The organism is Streptomyces sp. AC555_RSS877, from assembly GCF_019049245.1.
Lineage (GTDB): Bacteria > Actinomycetota > Actinomycetes > Streptomycetales > Streptomycetaceae > Streptomyces.
The window spans coordinates 106,763-127,839 of record NZ_JAGMUK010000025.1 but is presented as its reverse complement, the minus strand read 5'-3'; the positions used below and the strand labels follow the sequence as shown (position 1 = coordinate 127,839).

Sequence of the window (21,077 nt, the reverse complement as noted above, 5' to 3'; positions counted from 1 at the left end):
CGGACCGGGCATCCCGGTAGATGTAAGGGACCACTGTCCTCCCCAGTGGGGAGGGCCGGGGTCCGGGGGGATGACTCCGCCCCGCCGCACCTCACCGGACAGCACGAGGAGATGGCTTTATTCGGCCCATACCTTCGAAAGGAAAGGTGGCGGCAGGGGGCTGCCACCGCTCACGAGGGGGCAAGCCCATCATGGGGAACGGAGATACACGGGTACGGGGACTGGCCGCCCGGGCCGGCGGCTGGAGTGCCCGACACCGATGGGCTGCCGTCGGCATCTGGGTGCTGTTCGTGGTCCTGGCGATGGGGCTCGGTTCGGCGGCCGGCCGGGTCGACGTCAAGGACAGCGACCAGCTGAAGGGGGAGACACACACCGCCGCCAAGATCATCGAGGACGCCGGCATCGACGAACCGGCCGGCGAGAGCGTACTGATCCAGGCGAAGGACGGCGGCGTCAAGGCCACGGACGCCGAGTTCAGGGCCGCCGTCACCGCGGTCGTCCAGGCGGTCGAGAAGACCGGCGAGGTCACCGACGTGACGTCGCCGTACGACACGGACACGATCTCGAAGGACGGCCGCAGCGCGCTGGTGCAGTTCGACATGCGCGGCGACGCGGAGACCGCGGGCGAGCGGGTCGAGCCGGTGCTGAAGGCCGTCGAGGGGGTTCAGAAGGACCACGGGTCGCTGCGGATCGAGGAGATCGGCGGCGCCAGCATGATGAAGACGTTCGACGACGCCTTCGGGGACGACTTCAAGAAGGCCGAGTACTCCGCGGTGCCGGTGGCCCTCGGCATTCTGCTGATCGCGTTCGGCGCGCTGGTGGCCGCGCTGCTGCCGGTGGCGCTGGCGGTCACCGCGATCATGGCGACGATGGGCCTGATGGGCGTCGTCAGCCATGTGATGCCGATGAGCGACACCGCCAACTCGGTGATGCTCCTGGTCGGACTGGCCGTCGGCGTCGACTACTGCCTGTTCTACCTGCGCCGCGAGCGCGAGGAGCGGGAGGCCGGACACGACGCCCAGACGGCCCTGAGGATCGCCGCCGCGACCAGCGGCCGCGCCATCATCGTCTCGGGTGTCACGGTGTGCGTGGCGATGGCGGGCATGCTGTTCACCGGGCTCGCCGAGTTCGAGGCGATGGGCCTGGCCTCGCTGATGGTGGTTGCCGTGGCCATGGTCGGTTCCGTGACCGTGCTGCCCGCGCTGCTGTCCCTGCTGGGCGGGCGGGTCGAGAAGGGCCGCATCCCGTTCCTGCGCCGCCGTCGCACGGGTGGCAGCAGCGACAGCCGGTTCTGGACGGCCGTCCTGAAGGGCGTGCTCGCCCGGCCCGTCATCTCCGCCGTGGTGGCGGCCGGCGCACTCCTGGCGATCGCGGCGCCCGCGGTCGGCATGAAGACCCAGAACCTCACGCTGGACCAGGAGTTCGGCGACTCGCTGCCCATCGTGCAGACGTACAACCGGGTCAACGAGGCGTTCCCGGGCGGCTCCGAGCCGGCCGAGGTCGTCGTCAAGGCCGATGACATCAACGCTCCCGCGGTGCGGGACGCGCTGGCCGCCTTCAAGGCCCAGGCGGTCGCCTCGGGCGCCTCGCGCGGCCCGGTCGAGATCAAGCTGCACGACCAGCAGAACATCGCCTTCGTGTACGTCCCGCTGGTCGGCGGCTCCGACCTCGACAAGGCGGGCGAGAGCCTGGACACGCTGCGCGACGAGGTGCGTCCGGCCACGCTCGGCAAGGTCGACGGTGTGCAGGCGCCGGTCACCGGGCAGGTCGCCGGGTCGAAGGACTTCAACGACCAGCTGGCCGGAGCCGTCGTCCCGGTCTTCGCCTTCGTGGTGGTCTTCGCCTTCGCGCTGATGCTGCTGTCGTTCCGCTCGCTGACCATCGCGATCACCTCGATCGTGCTGAACCTGCTGTCGGTGGGCGCCGCGTACGGCATCCTCGTCGGGGTCTTCCAGCACGGCTGGGGCGCGTCCCTGGTGGGCGCGGAGGGCGTCGGCGCCATCATCACCTGGCTGCCGCTGTTCCTCTTCGTGATCCTGTTCGGCCTGTCGATGGACTACCACGTGTTCGTGGTCTCGCGGATCCGCGAGGCGCGGCTGCGGGGCCGTACGACGAAGGACGCGATCCAGCACGGCGTGGTCACCACGGCGGGTGTCGTCACCAGTGCCGCGGTCATCATGGTCGCGGTGTTCGCGATCTTCGGCACGCTGTCCATGCAGTCCATGAAGCAGATGGGCGTGGGTCTCGCGGCCGCGGTGCTGATCGACGCGACGATCATCCGGGGCGTGCTGCTCCCGGCGGTGATGGCCCTGCTCGGCGAGCGCAACTGGTACCTGCCGAAGTGGCTGCACCGGCTGCCCGACCTCACCCACGACGAGTCGGCCGAGGCCGTGGAGCGGCCCGTGGTGCGGGACGACGAGGGTGAGCGGCTGGGGGTCTGACCCCCGTGTGACTGGGGTTGAACCCTTGTGACTGGGCTCTGAACCCCTCTGGACTGAGGGCCCGTTGGCTGCCGGGGAGCCAACGGGCCCTCTTCTGTGCTCGTTGTCCTCCGTTCTACGCCTGCCGTGCGGGCAGTTCCGCCTCGATCAGATCGGCCGCCCGGCGCGTGCCGCCCTCCCTCGCCATCTCCGCCTGGGTGTCCTTCAGCCGGCGGGCGGCCTCGGGGTCGTCGACGAGCGCGAGGGCGGCCTCCCGCAGCGCCGCGGCGGTCGCCTCCTCGGTGTCGAGGCGGCGGGCCACCCCGAGGGCCTGGAGCATGTCCGCGTTGCCGAACTGGTCCACGGCCTGCGGTACGGCGATCATCGGTGTGGCCGTGGCCAGGCCCTCCTGGCTGCCGCCCGCGCCGGCGTGTGTGACGAACAGGTCGGCCTGCCTGAGGATCGCCAACTGCGGTACCCAGGAGTGCACTTCGACGTTCTCGGGGACGTCCCCCAGCTCGGCCGCGGTCACGTGCTTGCCGACCTGCAGCACCAGGTGCCAGCCGGGGAGCTCGCCGAAGGCCTTGACGCACTCCCGGTAGAAGTCCGGCTGCTTGGTGAAGGAGGACCCGAGGGAGACCAGGACGACCTTCTCGGCGCCGGCCGGCCGCTGCCAGTCGCCCTGGGCCGTACGGTCGCCCTGGCAGGCGCCGACAAAGGTGTGGACGGTCTCGTCGACCCGGTCGGCGTTCGGCTGGAGCGCCTTGGGGATCAGCACGAGGGAGCGGTCGGGGCGCCCCGCGAAGTCATCGGGATGCCGGGTGATGCCGTTCTCCTCCAGCCAGGCGTGGAAGCGGGCGTAGTAGGCCTGCCCGCGCTCGGTCTTCTTCGGCTCCGCCCACATCGGCTCGGCGACCTCCTCCTCGTAGCCCTCCCAGGCGACGAGGTTCGGCGACAGGGAGACCGCGGGGACGCCCCAGCGGTGGGCGAGGACGCGGGCCGGGTAGGAGGTGATGTCGTGGAGCACGAGGTCCGGCACGTCGGCCGCGTTCGTCTCGTATGCCTCGATCAGCTGCGGCAGCGCCTGGATCGCGTCGGCCAGGAACGGCTCCACGTTGTCCAGGAGGGTGGTGCCCCAGGCTTCCGGGTCGTCGTCGGGCCCGGGCAGGGTCGAGTTCCAGGGCTTCACCTCGGCACCGGTCTCGGCGACCTTCTCGGCGAACAGGGGCGGAATCGCGTACGTGACCCGGTGTCCGCGCGCCACGAGCTCGCGGATCACTTCGAGGCTCGGGTTCACGTGGCCGTGGGCGGCGATGGAGAACATGGCGATGTGCGCGGGGCGACTGGTCATGTCGACGACCGTATGCGAGACGAGACGTCTCGTGCAATGTGTTTCCCGAGATGCCGCCTCGATCAGCCGTCGGAACAGCTCGCACCGGTCCCCTTGGCGGGCCGGCCGTCCGGGCCCGTGACGGTCACCGGCAACGGTTCGGCCCCTGGGACGGCGACGCGCTGCGCCCCGAGGGCCGTACAGACCAGCTGGTCCACCGCGAGGCCGGGCAACTCCCCCACGGCCGGGGACAGTTCGATCGACACGCGGTCGCCCCGCGCCACCACCTCGACCAGGTCAGCCGCGACAGCCTCCCGCGGCGCCTCCAAGGCGCCGTCGGTTGCCGAGGGCGCCGGAACGGCCGTCGGCAAGAGCCCCGGCCGCGGCAGCAGCGTGGCCAGGCGCTTGGCACGTTCCGAGCCGGTCGGGCCCTGGAACAGCACCTCCATCGCCGACTCGACGTCCACCGGCGCGGCCGTCCTGCGGGGGATCGCGACCAAGGTGTCGTCCGCCACGAAGTAGACCCGGATCGTCGGCACCACCCCGCCGGCCGGCCCGCCCGCCTCCACCACGCCGGTCGTGGGGATGCCACAGGAGGCGAGCGCGCACAGCGCGGGAACGGCCAGGAGCACGGCTCGGCGCACCACGGTCCTCACTGTCCGCTCCCCGGGGTCGACTCGTCCCGTCGCAGCGGGAGTTCCACCGTGAAGACCGCGCCGCCCTCGAGGCGGTTCGCCGCCCGGACGGTGCCGCCGTGCATGCGGACGTTCTCCGCCGTGATGGCGAGGCCCAGTCCGCTGCCCTCGGTCCGGGTGCGGGCGGCGTCCGACTTGTAGAATCGCTCGAAGACGTGGGGCAGCACGCTGTCGGGGATACCGGGGCCGCTGTCCAGCACCTCGATGACCGCGAACCGCTCCCCGTCTTCGTACAGGCGCAGTCGGACGGGCCGGGCACCGTGCCGCAGCGCGTTGCCGACCAGGTTGGCGACGACGACGTCGAGGCGGCGCGGATCGACCCGTCCGCGCAGCGCGTCGGGCGGAGGCAGGCGGACGTCCACCAGGTCCGTCCAGCCGCGGGCGGCCAGCGTGCGCCGCAGGGACTCGGCGAGGTCGATCTCGTCCAGGTGCAGCACCGCCGCGCCGGCGTCGAAGCGGGAGATCTCCATCAGGTCGTCCACGAGCCGGGCCAGTTTCACGGTCTCCTCGCTGATCAGCCGGACCGCGGTGGCGGTGTCGGGGTCGAGGTGGGCGGCGTCCTCGTCGAGGACGTCGGTGACCGCCGACATGGCGGCCAGCGGGGTGCGCAGTTCGTGCGAGACGTCCGCGGCGAACCGGCGGGCCCGGGCCTCCATGCCGCGCAGTTCGGCCACCGACTCCTCCAGGGCGGCGGCCGTTTCGTTGAACGTGTGCGACAGGTCGGCCAGTTCGTCGGAGCCGTCGACGGCGAGCCGGGTGTCCAGCCGTCCCTCGGCGATGCTGCGGGTGGCGTGGCGCAGCGCGCGTACCGGCCGCAGCACCCCGCGGGCGGCGAGCAGCGCGAGCAGCACGGCGAGGCCGAGGGCGGGCACGGTGGCTCGCTGGACGGCGGTGACCAGGGCGTCGACGTACGCCTGTTCCGTGGTCTGCGGCACGGTCAGGAAGACCTGGACGCCGGACGCGGGCCGGGTCTCGGCCGGAGTGGAGCCGGTGAAGGTGACCGACATGCCGACGACCAGGGAGGTGTGGTCGCCGCTGTCCACCCGCTGGAAGACGGTGGCCGTGCTGGAGTCCACGGCCGCGCGCAGGGCCGGAGTCAGTTCCTCGAACGGGTCGTCGGGAGCGGAGGTGGCGGTCAGCCCGCCGTAGGCGACCAGCACCCGCCAGGTTCCGGCGGGTTCGGCGTCGGCCACGGAGGCGGCGAACCGCCGCAGTTCGAACTCGCTCGGTGGCACGCCGAGTTCGGGGGCGAGCCGGTCGACCTGGGTCCGCAGCAGCTTGATCACGGTGTCCTGGCTCTGCTGGAGCACCCCCGTGCGCGCCTCCCGGAACGTCAGGCCACCGGTGGTCGCGGCGGTGAGCGCGGCGACGAGCGCGAACGCCACCACCAACCGCATCCGCAGGCCGCGCAGTTGGGGGACCCTGACGCGGTCCTTCAGCACGCGTCCCACCGGGACGCGAACCGGTAGCCGAAGCCGCGCACGGTCTGGATGTAGCGGGGCTCGCGCGAGGGTTCGCCCATCTTGGAGCGCAGCCGTTTGACGCAGGCGTCCACCAGGCGCGCGTCGCCGTGGTAGCTGTGTTCCCAGACCGCTTCCAGGAGTTGCTGGCGGCTGAACACCTGGCCGGGCGAGGCGGACAGGGTCAGCAGCAACCGCAGTTCGGACGGGGCGAGCGGGACCGGCGCGCCCTGCCAGGTGACCGAGAGGCCGGCCCGGTCGACGGTCAGGTCCCCGTACGTGTCGATCTTCGGGATGCCGCCGTCGGCGGACGCCCCTGCCGCCCGGCGCAGGACGGCACGGATACGCGCCGCCAACACCCTCGCCTGGACGGGCTTGACCACGTAGTCGTCGGCTCCGGCCTCCAGTCCTACGACGATGTCCTCGTCGTCGCCCCGCGCGGTGGCCATGATGATCGGCAGCGTCTGGTCGAGGGCACGCATCCCCCGGCACACGTCCAGGCCGGGCATGCCGGGCAGCATCAGGTCCAGCACCACGACGTCCGGCCGGAAGGACCGCAGCCGCTCCAGCCCTTCCTCGCCCGTCTCGGCGGCGGCGACCTCGTGTTGCTGGCGGCGCAGGGCGAGTGCGACGCCCTCCCGCACGGCACGGTCGTCTTCGATCAGCAGAACGCGTGGCATGCGCTCAGTATCCGCACGTCCTCCACACGTCCGGGACACTGTTACCGGATGATCACATGAGGCCCGACGGGAACCCCGTTACCATTTCGTTACCATTCGGGCCAGATCCGATCACATGACGGTCACAGCCTGAACGACCATGACCGTGCACCGAGCAACCCCGTCCAGCAACCGCCGTCGTAGGAGCGGCCCTGCGCACGCCTCAACGGGCGGGCGGAAGGGATCGCTGTGGGGAGGACTGGCCGCGCTGACCGTCCTCGGGGCCACCGGTTTCGCGGCCGTGGGGTGGACGTCCGCGGACCGGGGCGACTCCGGCGCAGGCACCGAGCCCACCGAGCGCGCCGCGTCCAGCCCCGCACCGCCCCGTCCTTCCGTCAGCCCGTCCGTGAGTGCGTCCGTCAGCCCGTCCCGCTCCTCCGCCGGCTCCTCCGAGCCGGTCGTCCCGGCCACCGGACCGGGCACCTTCACGACCGCAGGCGGCGGCAGCGCCAAGGTGGGGAAGGGACCGGTCCTGCGCTACCGGGTCGATGTCGAGGACGGCCTGAAGCTGTCCGCCGCGGCGGTCGCCGAGCAGGTCGAGCGCATCCTGGCCGACCGGCGCGGCTGGACGGCGGACGGCCACTCGGCGTTCCAGCGGGTGTCGGACGGCAGCACCGACTTCGTCGTACGCGTCGCGACACCCGGGACCGTGGACAAGATCTGCGGGCAGTACGGGCTGGACACCGGCGGCGAGGTCAACTGCAACGTGGCCAAGAGCGTCATGGTCAACCTCAAGCGCTGGGAGCTGGCGACACCCGTGTACGCCAAGGACGTGACGTCCTACCGGGCGCTGATCATCAATCACGAGGTCGGCCACTTCCTCGGACACGGCCACGTCGGCTGCCCCGGCCCCGGCAGGCCGGCCCCCGCGATGATGCAGCAGATCAAGGGCATGAACGGCTGCGTGCCCAACGTCTGGCCGTACGACGAGGACGGGCAGTACGTCACCGGCCCCGCCACTCCCTGAACGCGGTCTCAGCGCTGGTACCGGGCCAGCACCAGGTTGCCGTCCTCCTCGAGGCGTTCGCGCAGTTCACCCAGGCCGATCGCGCCGCTGTAGTACTCCTGGAAAGCGGGCGTGGCGACCTTGTCCTTCCATTCCGGATAGCCGCGCACGGACTGCGCGGGTGCCGGGCGCAGGTGCGCGGCGAGGGCGGTGCCGGTGGCCCAGCCGTCCTTGGCGGTGTGCAGCGCGGGGTCCTTCAGGGCCTGGGTGCCGGTGGGCAGCATCCAGTCGCCCAGGGCGAGCCTGACCATGTTCGGCGGCCGGAGCAGGAAGTCGAGGAACGCGACCGCCTCCTTCTTGTGCGGGCTGTCCTCGGCGACGGACAGAGTCTGCGGGCTGACGCCCTGGGTGAGCCCGCCGGCGCCGGCCGGGGCGGGCAGCACCTGCCACCGGAAGCCCTCGGGGGCCTGCTGGGCGATCTGCTGACGGTAGGAGAAGCCGAGCGGGACCATCGCGTACCTGCCGCCGAAGAAGCCGGGCAGGGTGTCCGAGCCGCCGCTTCCCAGGGTGGTGGGCGAGGCGCTGCGCTCGGTGTTCGCCTGGTCGTGGATGGTCCGCGGCACGGTCTGGTCCGCCGTCCCGAACCGGATCGCCACCTTGCCGTCGGTGCCCCGGTGGAAGAGCTGTCCGCCCGCCGACAGGGACAGGTTGAGGGTCGCGGAGACGGGCTCCTTGAGGGGCCAGGCCACGCCGTACTTCCCGTCGCCGCTGAGCTGTTCGGTGATCTGCCGGAACTCCTTCCAGCTCCACGGCTGTTCGGGGGTGGGGATGCGGACGCCGGACTCCTTCAGCCACGTCGCGTTGGCGATGAGCACGCGTGGCTCCTGGAGGAAGGGCACGCCGTAGACGCCGTCGCCGAACGTCGCCGTGTCCCAACTGCGCTGGGGGATGTCCGACTTGAGACGTTCGGGCAGCAGGTCGGTCAGGTCGGCGAGATAGCCGCCGTACGCGAAATCGGCGAGGTCGTCGGAGGCGTCGTGGATGATGTCCGGTGCCTCACCGCCCTCGAAGGAGGTGAGGAGCTGGTCGTGGACGCTGCCCCAACTGCCCTGGACGTACTCGACCTTGGCGTCCGGGTGGGTCGCGTTCCACTCCTTCACCAGTTCCTGGTTGGCCTCGATCGACTCCTCCTGCCAGGCCAGGGACTGGAAGCGGAGGGTGACCGGGCCGTCCGAGGACGTGCTGCCGCCGCCGGTGCAGCCTGCCAGCAGCAGGGCCGCGGCCAGGACGCCTGCGAGTTTGCCGCGCATCAGCTCTTCACCGCCCCGGCGAGCATGCCGCCCGTGATCCGCCGTTGGATGATCGCGAAGACGACCAGTGAGGGAAGGGTGGCGAGGAAGGCGGCGGCGGCCAGCGGGCCGAGGTCGGCGACGCCCTCCGCGCCGATGAAGTGGGTGAGGACGACCGGCAGGGTCTGTTTCTCGGGTGTCTTCAGCAGCACGAGGGCGAAGAAGAACTCGTTCCACGCGGTGATGAACGCGAACAGTCCCGTCGCCACGATCCCGGGCGCGAGCAACGGCGCGGTCACCGACACCAGCGTCCGGACCCGTCCGGCCCCGTCGACCGCCGCCGCCTCCTCCAGCTCGGCGGGCACGGCACGGACGTATCCGACGAGCATCCACAGCGCGAACGGCAGCGCCCACACGACGTACACCATCACCAGCCCCGTCAGGGAGTTGATCATCCGCAGGTTCTTCAACACCAGGAACAGCGGGATGATCACCAGCACGAGCGGGAACGCCTGGCTGACCACCACCCATCCGGTGGCGGCCTTCGCGAGCCGACCGCGGTGCCGGGCCATGACGTATGCCAGCGGCGTCGCGATCAGTACGGCGATGAGCGCGGCGCCGGCCGCGGCGAGCAGGGAGTTGCCCGCGGCGCGCAGCAGCGGCTGCTCGTCGAAGGCCTGCCGGAAGTTGCCGAGGGTGGGGTCCTCGGGGATCCAGGAGGGGTGCAGACTGCCGAGCTCGCGCGGCGACTTGAAGGCCGTGGACAGGAGCCAGAGGAAGGGGAAGGCGAGGAAGACGAGATAGGCGAACAGCGCGGCGTACTGGCCGACGCGGCCGCCGGTGCTGGTCCTCATGCGTCGTCGCCTCCCCTGAGCCGGCCCACCAGGAAGAGGGCGAGGAGCACCGAGATCACGGCGACCATCACACAGCCCATCGCCGCCGCGTAGCCGAACTGGCCGTACCGGAAGGCCTCTTCGTAGGCGAAGAGCATCGGCAGGCGGGTGCGGCCGCCGGGACCGCCGCTGGTCAGGACGTAGATCAGGGCGAAGGAGTTGAAGTTCCAGATGAAGTTGAGCGCGGTGATCGCGAGCGCGATGGGCCTCAGGGCCGGCCAGGTGACCGTCCGGAAGCGGCGCCAGGCGCCGGCGGCGTCCATCGCCGCCGCTTCGTGGAGTTCGCGCGGGGTGTTCTGCAGGCCGGCGAGCAGGGCGACCGTCGTCTGCGGCATGCCGGCCCAGACGCCGACGACGATCACCGCGGGCAGGGCGGTCCCCAGACCGCTGAGCCAGTCGCGGCCGTCGCCGAGGCCGAGGTCGCGCAGGGTCTCGTTGAGGACGCCCGCGTCGGGGCTGTAGACGAGCCGCCACATCACGCCGACCACGACCTCCGGCATCGCCCACGGGATGATCGCGAGGGCCCGGGCCAGCCAGCGCAGCCTCAGCTCCTGGTTGAGGAGGAGGGCGAGGCCGAGGGCGAGCAGGAACTGCGGGACCGTCACCCCGACCGCCCAGACCAGGCCGATCCGGAACGACTCCCAGAACAGCGTGTCGTGCAGCAGGTCCCGGAAGTTGAGACCGCCGATCCACTGCGTGGGCCGGGTGCGGCCCGACTGGGCGTCGGTGAAGGCCAGCAGGATGCCGTAGAGCAGGGGGCCGACGCTCAGTACCAGGATCGGGATCAGCGCGGGCAGCACCAGGAACCAGGCCCCGTGGTCCGGCGGCCGCCGGCCCCCGTCGGCGGGGCGCGCGCCCTGCGCCGACCGCTTCGTCGCGGTCACCAGTGTCACGTGATCGGCTCCTTCGCGCGGCTCGCGACGAGGGTTCGTCGGACAGGCCCCGCCCCGGCGCGGGCCCTCGTCATGGTCGTGAAGGCCCTGTACGCCGTCAAGGCACCTCGCACACGGTCCGACCTGTGCGAATGCGAGACTGGCCGACGGATGGCGGGAACTCGACGGCGTGTGCGGCAGCGGGCGCGGAGCGAACCGCCGCATCCGGCACATCGAGGACGGACACGGAGGCGGACGCATGGACGAGGCACGGGCACGGGAGGTACTGGCCGCGGCGGGTGTGCTGCCCGGCCCGGCGCGGCAGGCGCGACTGCTCGCCCTGGGCGAGAACGCGGTGTTCGCCGCCGGTGCCCTGGTCGTCAAGGTGGGCCGCGACGCCGAACTCCTCGACCGTGCCCGCCGCGAACTCGACATCGCGGCGTGGCTGGAGGAGGCGGGCCTGCCCGCGGTCCGGGCCGCCGAGTCCAAGGCGCTGCTGGTCGAGGGGCACCCGGTGACGGTGTGGCACCGGCTGCCCGATCCGGTACGGCCGGCCGAGCCCCGGGATTTGGCCGAATTGCTCCGGTCCGTCCACGCCCTGCCCTCCCCCGCCTTCACCCTGCCGCCCCGCGAGCTGCTGGGAGGCGTGGAGCGCTGGCTGCGCCTGGCGGGCGACGCGATCGACCCGGCCGACGCGGCGTATCTGCGCGAGCGCCGCGACGGGTTCGCCACGGCCGCGGCTGCGCTGACGCCCCACCTGCCGCCGGGGCCCATCCATGGCGACGCACTCCCCCGCAACGTCCATGTGGGGCCGGACGGGCCGGTGCTGGTGGACCTGGAGACCTTCTCCGGGGATCTCCGGGAGCACGATCTGGTGGTGATGGCGCTGTCCCACGACCGCTACGGCCTGCCGACCGAGGCGTACGACTCGTTCACCGAGGTGTACGGCTGGGACGTGCGGGCGTGGTCAGGGTGTTCGGTGCTGCGGGGCGCCCGGGAAACGGCCAGCTGTGCGTGGGTGGCTCAGCATGCGCCGAGCAGTCCGAAGGCGCGGGTGGAGTTCGAGCGGCGGGTGGGGTCGTTGCGGGACGGGGACGAGACGGTGCGGTGGTATCCGTTCTGAGCGCCTGTTGACTCCGGGCTTGATGCCTTCGGGCGGCTGCGGGTCCGCTGGGGCTGGTCGCGCCCACGCGGCGGAGCCGCATATCAACACAGTCCCGCGCCCCTTCAGGGCGTTGTGTTCCCGCTCTGGATGGTTCTTGCCGCTTGTTGTAGTTCCGTCAGGACTGTGCGGACCGCTCTGCGTGCCGCGCGTTCCGGGCGGTGCAGGGCGTCGATGTGCCGACTCGCCTGCACCCCGCTGAGCGGTCTCAGGACCAGGGCGGGGTGCGGGCGCATCGTCCAGCGCGGCATCAGCGCGATGCCGCCGCCCGCGGCCACCGCCTCCGCTGCCACCGAGAACTCGTTGATGGTGTGGGCCAGCTGGAGCCGTCGCCCCGCCGCCGCGGCGATCGCCTCGACGGTCGCCCGCACCGGGAAGCCCTCGTGCACGGCGATCCACGGCTCGTCGGCCACGTCGCCCGGGGTCAGCCGCCGCTTGGCGGCGAGCGGATGGTCCGCGGGCATGGCCACGTCCAGCGGCTCGCGCAGCAACGTCGTTGCGGTCACCGCGCGCGGCCACGGCGGGGCGTGGTCCAGGCGGTGGGCCAGCACGATGTCGTACTCGCGGGTCAGCCGCGGGAAGTCGTCCTGCGCGACGTCCTGGTCGGCGAGCGCGAGCACCGGATGGCCGGGGCCGGCGAAGGCGCGCAGCAGCAGCGGGAAGAAGGCCGCACCCGCGCTGTGGAAGGCGGCCACCGACACCTCGCCGTCCGGCCGCCCCACGAACTCCTCGACCGTGTGCCGGGCGCGCGCCAGCGCCGTCTCCACCTCCACGGCCGCGCCCGCCAGCGCCTTCCCGGCGTCGGTGAGCACCAGCCGCCGCCCCTCGCGCTCGGTCAGCGGCACCGGGATCGAACGCTGCAGCAGCCGCAGCTGCTGCGAGATCGCCGACGGTGTCACCAGCAGCGCCTCGGCGACCGCGGTGACGCTGCCCAGCTCACCGAGCTCCCGCAGGATCCGCAACTGCCGTTCGTCCATCCCGTCAGTGTAGAAGGACACTGTAGGCCTGCTAAAAGATCCTTTAAGAAGGTGGCTCTGGGCTTCAGCGGCGTCCCGGTGCACGGTGGGCAGGTGTCCGACGCCCGCCGTACCGATGCGGTACTCCTCCTGGTCGCGCTCGTCTGGGGTTCCAGTTATCTGTCCGCCCAGACCGCCACCGCCGCCCTCCCCGTCCTGCTGGTCCTCTTCGTGCGGTACGCCCTGTCCGCACTCGCCTGTCTCGGGCTCGTCGCCTCCCGCGCCGGGTCACGCCACCGCTCCCGCCGCTGGACCCGCGACGAACTCCGGGTCGGCGTGCCGCTCGGCCTCACCCAGGCCGCCGTCCTGGTCGTGGAGACGTACGGTGTCGCCCACACCACCGCCGCCAACGCGGGGCTGATCATCAGCCTGACCATCGTCCTCACCCCTTTCCTCGACCGCACGGGCCACCGGGGCGGTCTGCCTCCCGCCTTCTACGTCGCGGCCGGCGTGTGCGTCCTGGCCGTCGGGCTCCTCATGTCCGGCAACGGCTTCCACGCGCCCCGCCTCGGCGACCTGCTGATGCTGGCCGCGGCGTTCGTCCGGGCGGCGCACGTGGCGCTCGTGGGCCGGCTCACCGCGGGCCGCGCGATACGTCCCCTGCACCTGACCACGGTGCAGACCCTCGTCGGCTCGGCCCTGTTCCTGGCACCGGCCGCGCGCGAACTGCCGGCACTGGCCCGCACCGACGCCGCGACCTGGACGCAGCTGGTCTATCTCGCCCTGTTCTGCAGTGTGTTCGCCTTCCTCGCCCAGACCTGGGCGGTCCAGCGCACCTCCGCCAGCCGGGCCAGCCTTCTGCTGGGCACCGAGCCGATCTGGGCCGCCGCGGTGGGCATCGCCCTCGCGGGGGAGCACTTCACGCCGGTGACCGGCCTCGGTGCGGCCCTGATGGTCGCCGGCACCTACTGGGGGCAGGCCGTGGAACGCCACCACCGGACGACGACACAGAAGGCCTCCGCGCCCGCGGCCACCTCCTCCCCGACCGCAAAGGAACCCCCATGTCCGGCCACGACACTTACGAGCACCTGATCTCCCTGCTCGACACCGCCTCCGTCGACCACCACGTCATCGACCACGAGCCCGAGGGCACCACCGACAAGGTCTGCGCGCTGCGCGGACACCCCGCCTCCCAGGCCGCGAAGTGCATCGTGTTGCGGGTCAAGGTGGACCGGCGCACCACCCGCCACGTCCTCGCGGTCGTCCCCGGAGACCGCCGGGTGGATCTGGGCGCCGTCCGCGTGCTGTTCGACGCCCGGTATGTCGGTTTCAGCGATGCGGAGACGGCCGAGCGGCTGGCCCGCGCGGTGCCCGGCACGGTCCTCCCCTTCAGCTTCGATCCCGACCTCGAAGTCATCGCCGACCCGGACGTGGTGGCACAGCCCAGGCTGTACTTCAACGCGGCCCGGCTGGACCGGTCCCTGGTCGTCTCGGGTGCCGACTACGAGCGGGTCGCCCGGCCCCGGGTGGAGCGCATCGCGGGCCCCGTCGAGGCGTGACGCCCGGGTCAGACCGGCTCGTCCGCGAGTTCCCGCAGCGGCCAGGTGCCGTCCACCACCGCGTCCGTCTCGCCCTTGCGGCGCAGGAAACTCTGGAAGTCCGCCGCCCACTCGGCGTACCACTCGATCTGGCGGCGGTGCAGTTCCGCCGGACCGAGGCCCGCGACCTTGGGGTGGCGGCCGGCTATCGCGCATGCCAGCCGGGCCGCGGCGAGGGCGTCGGCCGAGGCGTCGTGGGCGGCGTCGAGCCGGACGCCGTACTCCGTGCAGACCGCTTCGAGGTTGCGTTTGCCTCGGCGGTAGCGGTCGGCCCAGCGGTCGATGGTGTACGGGTCGACGACCGGGGCCGGGTCGACGCCGCCGAGGCGGTCCCGCAGGGACGGCAGGCCGTGCCTGCGCAGTTCCGCGGAGAGCAGGGTCAGGTCGAAGGCCGCGTTGTAGGCGACGACCGGTACGCCCGTCTTCCAGTACGCCACGAGGACGTCGGCGACCGTGTCCGCGACCTGGTCGGCCGGGCGGCCCTCGGCACTCGCGCGCTCATTGCTGATGCCGTGCACGGCCACCGCGTCCGCCGGGATCTCCACGCCCGGATCCGCCAGCCACTCCCGGCGCCCGAGGGGCTGCCCGTCCCTGACCTCGATCACGGCCGCCGTGACGATGCGCGCCTCGCGCGGATCGGTTCCCGTGGTCTCCAGGTCGAAGCCGATCAGCAGCTCCCGGTGCCAGCCCATGGGTGGTCCCCCCTTCTTGGTGGTGCTTTCCCCCAGTGGTCTCCACGATCCCATGGGCCACTGACAATCCGAGGACCGCATTCCGCTTACGGGCTTGCGCGGGGGGACAGTTCAGGACACCGGCCGTGAATCCGCCCAGGCCACCTCGAACTCCTCGCGATAGGTCGGGAAGAGACCGGCCTCGTCGGCTTCGCCCGACCTGACCAGCTTGCTCCCGCCGCGCAGGACCAGCACCGGCGCCTCCATGCCCCGCGAGCGCCGCAGATAGGACTGCACCACGGCGATGCCGTCCGCGCCGTCACCGTCGACGAGGTACGCCGTGAAGCGGGGCGTCTCGTCGTAGACCTGGATCTCGAAGGCCCCGGGGTCGCGCAGTTTGGAGCGCACCCGGCGCATGTGCAGGATGTTCATCTCGACCGCGCGGCTCATCTCGCCCCGTTTGATGCCGAGTTCGCGCTCGCGCCGCTTGACCGCGCTGGAGGCCGGGTTGAGGAACAGCAGCCGTACCCGGCAGCCGGACTCGGCCAGGCGCACCAGGCGGCGGCCGGAGAAGTTCTGCACGAGCAGGTTGAGGCCGATGCCGACGGCGTCGAGCCGGCGGGCGCTGCCGAAGATGTCCTCGGCGGGGAACTGGCGCATCAGCCGCACCCGGTCGGAGTGCACGGCGACCACGTCCCCGTACCGGTCGCCGACGAGGTCCTCGACCGCGTCGACGGGGAGCCGGCGGGCGGAGGGCACGTCGCCGGCCGTGCCGAGTATCTCCAGGAGCCGGGCGGAGGCCCGCTCGGCCTGGCCCAGGACGGCCTCGGACAGGGCTCTGTTGCGTGAGACGACGTTCCGGGTGACCTCGAGCTCGTCCAGGGCGAGTTCGACGTCCCGGCGCTCGTCGAAGTACGGCTCGAAGCACGGCCAGTGCTGCACCATCAGCTCCCGCAGCTGCGGGAGGGTGAGGAAGCTGAGGACGTTGTCGTCGGCCGGGTCGAGCAGGTAGCCCTTGCGGCGGCTGACTTCGCGTACGGCGACCGCGCGCTGCACCCACTCCTGGCCGGCGGGTCCGGCCGCGGCGACCACCCACTCGTCGCCGTGGACGGGTTCGTAGATGGGGCGCAGCACGGCGGCCACGACGGCCCGCAGCCGCTGTTCGACGAGGTTCAGCCAGATGTAGGCCCGACCGGCACGCTGGGCGCGGGTACGGACCTCGCGCCAGGCGTCGGCGTCCCAGTCCAGCTCCGGCCCGATGGTGGCACCCGCGTCCATCGGCCGTGCCAGGGACACCGTGCCGGGCGGGGCGTCTGCGGAGTTCCCCTCGTGACCCTCGTCACCAGGGGGCAACTCCAGCCCTCCCGAGCCCACCCGCGCACCGCCTTCCGCTCCCCCGAGCACTCCCCGTGCCAACGATCAAGGAAGGGTACTCCGGGAGCGGTCGGCGGTGCAGCCGGATGGACAGGTCGTTTCTCAACTACCGTCCGTCGGAGCCCCGTTCTCCCCGGCGAGGGCGGGCGGAGTGAGCGGATTCATAGCGGTGACGTCACGTGGGGCGATGGAGAAGCCCTGCCAGTGGACCGGCATGGGCTGCTGGTCCTCGTCCCGGGCTATGTGGTGGAAGCCGACGTTCACCCAGGTCACGGGGTGGGTGAGGGTCTGCCCGCTCACCCACTTGTCGACGGACTTGGGATGGGTCCGGGGGCAGCGCGGGTTGTTGCTGGCGAACAGCTCGCACTTGTTGTACTGGGTGAAGTAGACGTCGTGCTGGGTGAAACCGCGGCCCGGGTAGCGGGTGGTGGGGCCGGGGACGATCTCGTACGACCGCGCGTGCCCGTCCTTGTTCTTTCCGGTCGCGCTGACCATGCGCCACCAGCGATAGGCCTTGGCGTCGCCGGCGCGTTCCTTGGTGACCTTGGTGCGGGTGGTCTTGGTCGTCGGGGTCAGCCGGCCGCGGGTGGTGACGGCCGAGTCGAACTGCTCGACCCGGTTCTTGGTGGAGCCGTCGAGGGCGAAGTCGAGCCGCCAGAACGCGTTGTGGCTGTGGCTGGTGGCCTTGCCCTTGGCACCCTTGCCGATGGGCCAGCCGCGCCCGTCGCCCGCGTCGTAGTCGACCGGGGAGAGGCTGCCGGTCGCGCCGACGTTCATGTTGACGGTGCCGTCGTCCTGGAAGCGCCACTCGGTCATGTACTCGTACCAGCCGACCTGGTTGACCGTGTAGACGAGCAGGTCCTTGCCCTGGGCCTGGTAGACCTTGTTCCCGGTGTCGCCCTGCATGCGGTAGGCGTGGCCGCGGGAGCGCGTGGTGGTGCACAGGCCCTTGACGTTCGGGTTCTCGCCCGGGTACTGGTCCGGGATCTTGACGGTCTTGATGGTGCCGCCGGGACACTCGGCCGCCGCCAGCGGCATCAGGTCCTTGGCGAAGTCCTGGCCCGTGAGGTCGTCGTACTCCTCCTTCCCGTCGTCGTACGGGACGTGGATCTGGCCGAGCCGGGCACTGTTGAGGACCTTGATCGGCTTGGGCTCGCCCTTGGGCTGGTAGGAGACGTCGTCCAGGATGAGGCCGGCCATGCCGTCGTAGCGCCAGCACATCCGCCAGGTCGTTCCGGTGGAGAGCTTCCGCTCGATGCGGTAGGCGGCGCTGCAGTCGGCGGCCGCCGCCGCGGCGGCCGCTCCCGGCTGGGCGGCGGCCGGTCCCGCACCGGTGGTCAGGCCGGCGGCCAGCGCGGCCACGGCGAGGCCGAGGGCGGCCGGCCGCTTGCGGGCACGGCTGATGGTGTTCACGCGCATGAAGGAAGTGACTCCCTTGCAGGAGATGCAGGTACGGAAGGTGGACGAAGGCCGGACAAAACCGGTCGAAGGCCGGATGGCGGTCGAAGACCGGTCGAAGACCGGTCGAAGACCGGCTCAGCGGTCGAGCTCGGCGACCTTGCGGGCGCTCAGGTCGATCACCAGGGACCTGGTGTCGATCCACGGCCCGTTCTTGACCTTCAGGAACAACCGCACGCAGCGGTGCTCACCGCACGTGTCCAGTGCGGCGGGCTGGGCACCCGGCGTGGCCCGGTAGACGCCACCGCTCAGCTTCAGCTGGTCGGGGGAGGTGAGCTCCTTGCCGGTGGCGTCCTGGTAGTCGGCCTTGAGACCGGCGCCCAGCGGGTCGCCGATCAGGAGGTTCGCCGCCTCGATGCTCTCGGCCCGGCTCGGCGGCGGCTGCACACCCTGCTGCTCGGTGGTCCGGACGACCTTGCCGGCATCGAGGTCGACGGTGCGGGTGACGAGGGTGTCGTCCCGGTAGTCGTAGAACGTCACGTCGGCGCGCCGGGGCGCGTTCGTGGCGTCGGTCTCGTCCGCTTCCGGTTCGGCGAGGTCGACGGTGAGGCGCTGCGGGCCGCGCTCGCCCCCGACGTCCTCGCTCGCGTTGAACATCTGCCGGCTCACGGCTATCTGCTCGACCCGCTCGATCTCGTCGCCCGTCAGCGGATCACTTCCCCTGCCCTTCTCGCCCTCGGCCGGGGCCTGCTCGACCACGCCGGGCGCGACGGCCGCGCCCTGCTCCTGGCCCTCGTCCCGGCCCTGTCCCGCTTGCTGTGTGGACTGGCTGCCCGCCCGTCCACCACCCGTTTCGTCCGCCCCCGCCGATCCCGGCAGGGTGATGGCGACCATCGCGGCGGTCGAGGCCACCGCGATGGCCGTACCGGCCACCACCTTGCCGAGATGACGATGCACTGCGTCGCGCACGTCTTCCCCCTGCTCCCCCAAGATCCCGGGAGTGCGAATTTGCCCCACTGGTTCGGCATACCGGCCGCATGAGGCGGGGTATGCACTGGTCGCTCGGTAAGAGGGAGCCACGTCATAGGTGGTTCCACTAGTTTCGTGGACACTCGGGGCCAAGGCGCCCCAGCGGCGCAGGACACCTGGAAGAGTCGTATCCATGCAGGTCTGGCCTGGAGAGGCATATCCGCTCGGCGCCACGTACGACGGCGCCGGCACCAACTTCGCGGTCTTCTCGGAGGCCGCGGACCGAGTAGAGCTGTGTCTGCTGCACGACGACGGCTCGGAGACGGCGGTGGAACTGCGGGAGAGCGACGCGTTCGTCCGGCACGCCTACCTGCCCGGCATCATGCCGGGACAGCGGTACGGCTTCCGTGCGCACGGGCCGTACTCCCCCGAGCGCGGTCTGCGCTGCAACTCGTCGAAGCTGCTGCTCGACCCGTACGCGCGGGCGATCAGCGGCTCGATCCACTGGGGCGAGGAGGTGTACGGCTACCACTTCGACGCGCCCGAGCGGCGCAACGACCTGGACTCGGCGCCGCACACGATGACGTCCGTCGTGGTCAACCCGTACTTCGACTGGGGCGACGACCGGCGGCCGCGCACCGAGTACCACCACACGGTGATCTACGAGGCCCACGTCAAGGGCCTCACGATGCGGCACCCGGGGCTCCCGGAGGAGCTGCGCGGCACCTACGCCGCCCTCGCGCACCCGGCGATCATCGAGCACCTCACCGAGCTGGGCGTCACCGCACTGGAGCTGATGCCCGTACACCAGTTCGTGAACGACCACCGGCTGGTCGACATGGGCCTGAACAATTACTGGGGCTACAACACCATCGGCTTCTTCGCCCCGCACAACGCGTACGCCTCCTGGGGCGACCGCGGCCAGCAGGTCCTGGAGTTCAAATCGGCCGTGCGGGCGCTGCACGAGGCCGGCATCGAGGTCATCCTGGACGTGGTCTACAACCACACCGCCGAGGGCAACCACCTGGGTCCGACGCTGTCCTTCAAGGGCCTCGACAACCCGCAGTACTACCGGCTGACGGACGACCCGCGCTACTACATGGACACCACGGGCACCGGGAACTCGCTGCTCATGCGGTCCCCGCACGTCCTGCAGCTGATCATGGACTCGCTGCGGTACTGGGTGACCGAGATGCACGTCGACGGATTCCGCTTCGACCTCGCGGCCACCCTGGCTCGGCAGTTCCACGAGGTGGACCGGCTGTCGTCGTTCTTCGACCTGGTGCAGCAGGACCCGGTGGTCTCCCAGGTGAAGTTGATCGCCGAGCCCTGGGACGTCGGCGAGGGCGGCTACCAGGTGGGCAACTTCCCGCCGCTGTGGACCGAGTGGAACGGCATGTACCGCGACACCGTACGGGACCTGTGGCGCGGCGAGCCGCGCACCCTCGCGGAGTTCGCGTCCCGGCTCACCGGCTCCTCCGACCTGTACCAGGACGACGGGCGGCGCCCGCTCGCCTCGATCAACTTCGTGACCTGCCACGACGGCTTCACCCTGAACGACCTGGTCTCGTACAACGAGAAACGCAACCACGCCAACGGCGAGGACAACCGGGACGGCGAGAGCCACAACCGGTCCTGGAACTGCGGGGCGGAGGGCGAGAGCGACGACCCGGCCGTGCTGGAGCTGCGGGCGAGGCAGAGGCGGAACTTCATCGCCACGCTGATGCTGTCCCAGGGCGTCCCGATGATCAGCCACGGCGACGAGGTCGCGCGCACCCAGCGCGGCAACAACAACGCGTACTGCCAGGACAGCGAGCTGGCCTGGGTCCGGTGGCCGGAAGCCGGGGGGCCCGAGAGTGAGCTGCTGGACTTCACGCGCGCGATCGTGCGGCTGCGCAAGGAGCATCCCGTCTTCCGCCGACGGCGCTTCTTCCACGGGCGGCCCGTGGAGGGCACGCACGACGAGCTGTCGGACATCGCCTGGTTCACCCCCGAGGGCAAGGAGATGACCCAGCGGGACTGGGACCGCTCGCAGGCGTCGGCGCTCACGGTGTTCCTGAACGGCAACGCGATCTCGGAGCCCGGCGCGCGCGGGGAGCGGATCACCGACGACTCGTTCCTGCTGATGTTCAACGCCTCGCCGAAGACCCTCGACTTCGTGGTGCCGGTCAACCACGGCCGGCAGTGGCAGGTACTCGTCGACACCGCCCGCACGGACGGGGTACCGCCCGGCACGGTGGCGAAGGTGCAGGCCGGCGACCGGCTCACCCTGGTGGACCGGAGCATGACGGTGCTGCAGCGGCCGGTCTAGCCGGTCGCGCGCGA

17 protein-coding genes and 1 pseudogene are annotated in these 21,077 nt (G+C 71.4%); 6 read left to right on the top strand and 12 right to left on the bottom strand.

The window, feature by feature from the left end:
• Nucleotides 1–191: 191 nt before the first annotated feature.
• Complete coding sequence (locus tag KUM49_RS11825) at nucleotides 192–2,441, top strand: MMPL family transporter (RefSeq protein ID WP_217236720.1); 2,250 nt, start codon at nucleotides 192–194, stop codon at nucleotides 2,439–2,441.
• Nucleotides 2,442–2,556: 115 nt separating this feature from the next.
• Here KUM49_RS11825 and mgt read toward each other — a convergent pair.
• The 4 genes and pseudogenes from mgt to KUM49_RS11805 form a co-directional block, all read right to left on the bottom strand.
• A pseudogene (gene mgt / locus KUM49_RS11820) lies at nucleotides 2,557–3,823 on the bottom strand (macrolide-inactivating glycosyltransferase).
• 10 nt (nucleotides 3,824–3,833) lie between these two features.
• A complete protein-coding gene (locus KUM49_RS11815; RefSeq protein WP_217236718.1) occupies nucleotides 3,834–4,397 on the bottom strand; it encodes a hypothetical protein in 564 nt (187 codons plus the stop codon).
• Nucleotides 4,398–4,402: 5 nt separating this feature from the next.
• Complete coding sequence (locus tag KUM49_RS11810; protein ID WP_217236812.1) at nucleotides 4,403–5,842, bottom strand: cell wall metabolism sensor histidine kinase WalK; 1,440 nt, start codon at nucleotides 5,840–5,842, stop codon at nucleotides 4,403–4,405.
• A gap of 38 nt (nucleotides 5,843–5,880) precedes the next feature.
• On the bottom strand, nucleotides 5,881–6,585 hold the full coding sequence (locus KUM49_RS11805; protein ID WP_217236717.1) for a response regulator transcription factor: 705 nt from the start codon (nucleotides 6,583–6,585) through the stop codon (nucleotides 5,881–5,883).
• Nucleotides 6,586–6,724: 139 nt separating this feature from the next.
• Between KUM49_RS11805 and KUM49_RS11800 the strand changes: the two genes are divergently transcribed.
• The gene (locus tag KUM49_RS11800) at nucleotides 6,725–7,591 is read left to right on the top strand and encodes a DUF3152 domain-containing protein (protein WP_217236716.1); all 867 of its coding nucleotides are present in this window, start codon (nucleotides 6,725–6,727) and stop codon (nucleotides 7,589–7,591) included.
• An 8-nt stretch (nucleotides 7,592–7,599) separates the two neighbouring features.
• Here KUM49_RS11800 and KUM49_RS11795 read toward each other — a convergent pair whose 3' ends face one another.
• Genes KUM49_RS11795 through KUM49_RS11785 form a run of 3 tightly spaced genes read right to left on the bottom strand, consistent with a single transcriptional unit; the run spans nucleotide 7,600 to nucleotide 10,645 of the window.
• Complete coding sequence (locus KUM49_RS11795) at nucleotides 7,600–8,880, bottom strand: ABC transporter substrate-binding protein (RefSeq protein ID WP_217236715.1); 1,281 nt, start codon at nucleotides 8,878–8,880, stop codon at nucleotides 7,600–7,602.
• Nucleotides 8,880–9,713: a carbohydrate ABC transporter permease gene (locus KUM49_RS11790; RefSeq protein WP_217236714.1), complete on the bottom strand. Its 834-nt coding sequence runs from the start codon at nucleotides 9,711–9,713 to the stop codon at nucleotides 8,880–8,882. The genes KUM49_RS11795 and KUM49_RS11790 overlap by 1 nt, the downstream gene beginning before the upstream one ends.
• Entirely contained in the window at nucleotides 9,710–10,645 is a 936-nt protein-coding gene (locus tag KUM49_RS11785) for a carbohydrate ABC transporter permease (protein ID WP_217236713.1), read from the bottom strand. Before KUM49_RS11785 ends, KUM49_RS11790 begins: the two co-directional genes overlap by 4 nt.
• Before the next feature lie 238 nt (nucleotides 10,646–10,883).
• On the opposite strand from KUM49_RS11785, the gene KUM49_RS11780 reads away from it, so the two are divergent.
• Nucleotides 10,884–11,747 carry a phosphotransferase enzyme family protein gene (locus tag KUM49_RS11780; RefSeq protein ID WP_217236712.1) on the top strand — a complete coding sequence of 288 codons (864 nt, stop codon included), beginning with the start codon at nucleotides 10,884–10,886 and terminating at the stop codon, nucleotides 11,745–11,747.
• 104 nt (nucleotides 11,748–11,851) lie between these two features.
• Here KUM49_RS11780 and KUM49_RS11775 read toward each other — a convergent pair whose 3' ends face one another.
• A complete protein-coding gene (locus tag KUM49_RS11775) occupies nucleotides 11,852–12,763 on the bottom strand; it encodes a LysR family transcriptional regulator (RefSeq protein WP_217236711.1) in 912 nt (303 codons plus the stop codon).
• A gap of 93 nt (nucleotides 12,764–12,856) precedes the next feature.
• On the opposite strand from KUM49_RS11775, the gene KUM49_RS11770 reads away from it, so the two are divergent.
• Both KUM49_RS11770 and KUM49_RS11765 read left to right on the top strand, forming a co-directional pair.
• On the top strand, nucleotides 12,857–13,834 hold the full coding sequence (locus KUM49_RS11770) for a DMT family transporter (RefSeq protein WP_217236811.1): 978 nt from the start codon (nucleotides 12,857–12,859) through the stop codon (nucleotides 13,832–13,834).
• The gene (locus KUM49_RS11765; RefSeq protein WP_217236710.1) at nucleotides 13,804–14,301 is read left to right on the top strand and encodes a YbaK/EbsC family protein; all 498 of its coding nucleotides are present in this window, start codon (nucleotides 13,804–13,806) and stop codon (nucleotides 14,299–14,301) included. Before KUM49_RS11770 ends, KUM49_RS11765 begins: the two co-directional genes overlap by 31 nt.
• An 8-nt stretch (nucleotides 14,302–14,309) precedes the next feature.
• Here KUM49_RS11765 and KUM49_RS11760 read toward each other — a convergent pair whose 3' ends face one another.
• From KUM49_RS11760 to KUM49_RS11745, 4 genes are all read right to left on the bottom strand, one after another.
• Entirely contained in the window at nucleotides 14,310–15,032 is a 723-nt protein-coding gene (locus KUM49_RS11760) for a 3'-5' exonuclease (protein WP_217236709.1), read from the bottom strand.
• A gap of 111 nt (nucleotides 15,033–15,143) precedes the next feature.
• Nucleotides 15,144–16,385 (bottom strand): SAV2148 family HEPN domain-containing protein, encoded by a 1,242-nt coding sequence (locus KUM49_RS11755; RefSeq protein ID WP_217236810.1) that lies wholly within the window; start codon nucleotides 16,383–16,385, stop codon nucleotides 15,144–15,146.
• A gap of 102 nt (nucleotides 16,386–16,487) precedes the next feature.
• Entirely contained in the window at nucleotides 16,488–17,804 is a 1,317-nt protein-coding gene (locus tag KUM49_RS11750; RefSeq protein WP_217236708.1) for a copper amine oxidase, read from the bottom strand.
• A 117-nt stretch (nucleotides 17,805–17,921) separates the two neighbouring features.
• Nucleotides 17,922–18,752: a Tat pathway signal sequence domain protein gene (locus tag KUM49_RS11745; RefSeq protein ID WP_217236707.1), complete on the bottom strand. Its 831-nt coding sequence runs from the start codon at nucleotides 18,750–18,752 to the stop codon at nucleotides 17,922–17,924.
• 193 nt (nucleotides 18,753–18,945) lie between these two features.
• Here KUM49_RS11745 and glgX point away from each other — a divergent pair, with 193 nt between their 5' ends.
• Nucleotides 18,946–21,063 (top strand): glycogen debranching protein GlgX, encoded by a 2,118-nt coding sequence (glgX, locus tag KUM49_RS11740; protein ID WP_217236706.1) that lies wholly within the window; start codon nucleotides 18,946–18,948, stop codon nucleotides 21,061–21,063.
• Nucleotides 21,064–21,077 lie beyond the last annotated feature (14 nt).

Coding starts and splice junctions, on each gene's coding strand:
- KUM49_RS11825 (WP_217236720.1), top strand. CDS start 192: ATGGGGAACGGAGATACACGGGTACGGGGACTGGCCGCCCGGGCCGGC.
- KUM49_RS11810 (WP_217236812.1), bottom strand. CDS start 5,842: ATGCGGTTGGTGGTGGCGTTCGCGCTCGTCGCCGCGCTCACCGCCGCG.
- KUM49_RS11805 (WP_217236717.1), bottom strand. CDS start 6,585: ATGCCACGCGTTCTGCTGATCGAAGACGACCGTGCCGTGCGGGAGGGC.
- KUM49_RS11800 (WP_217236716.1), top strand. CDS start 6,725: ATGACCGTGCACCGAGCAACCCCGTCCAGCAACCGCCGTCGTAGGAGC.
- KUM49_RS11795 (WP_217236715.1), bottom strand. CDS start 8,880: ATGCGCGGCAAACTCGCAGGCGTCCTGGCCGCGGCCCTGCTGCTGGCA.
- KUM49_RS11790 (WP_217236714.1), bottom strand. CDS start 9,713: ATGAGGACCAGCACCGGCGGCCGCGTCGGCCAGTACGCCGCGCTGTTC.
- KUM49_RS11780 (WP_217236712.1), top strand. CDS start 10,884: ATGGACGAGGCACGGGCACGGGAGGTACTGGCCGCGGCGGGTGTGCTG.
- KUM49_RS11775 (WP_217236711.1), bottom strand. CDS start 12,763: ATGGACGAACGGCAGTTGCGGATCCTGCGGGAGCTCGGTGAGCTGGGC.
- KUM49_RS11765 (WP_217236710.1), top strand. CDS start 13,804: ATGTCCGGCCACGACACTTACGAGCACCTGATCTCCCTGCTCGACACC.
- KUM49_RS11760 (WP_217236709.1), bottom strand. CDS start 15,032: ATGGGCTGGCACCGGGAGCTGCTGATCGGCTTCGACCTGGAGACCACG.
- KUM49_RS11750 (WP_217236708.1), bottom strand. CDS start 17,804: ATGCGCGTGAACACCATCAGCCGTGCCCGCAAGCGGCCGGCCGCCCTC.
- glgX (WP_217236706.1), top strand. CDS start 18,946: ATGCAGGTCTGGCCTGGAGAGGCATATCCGCTCGGCGCCACGTACGAC.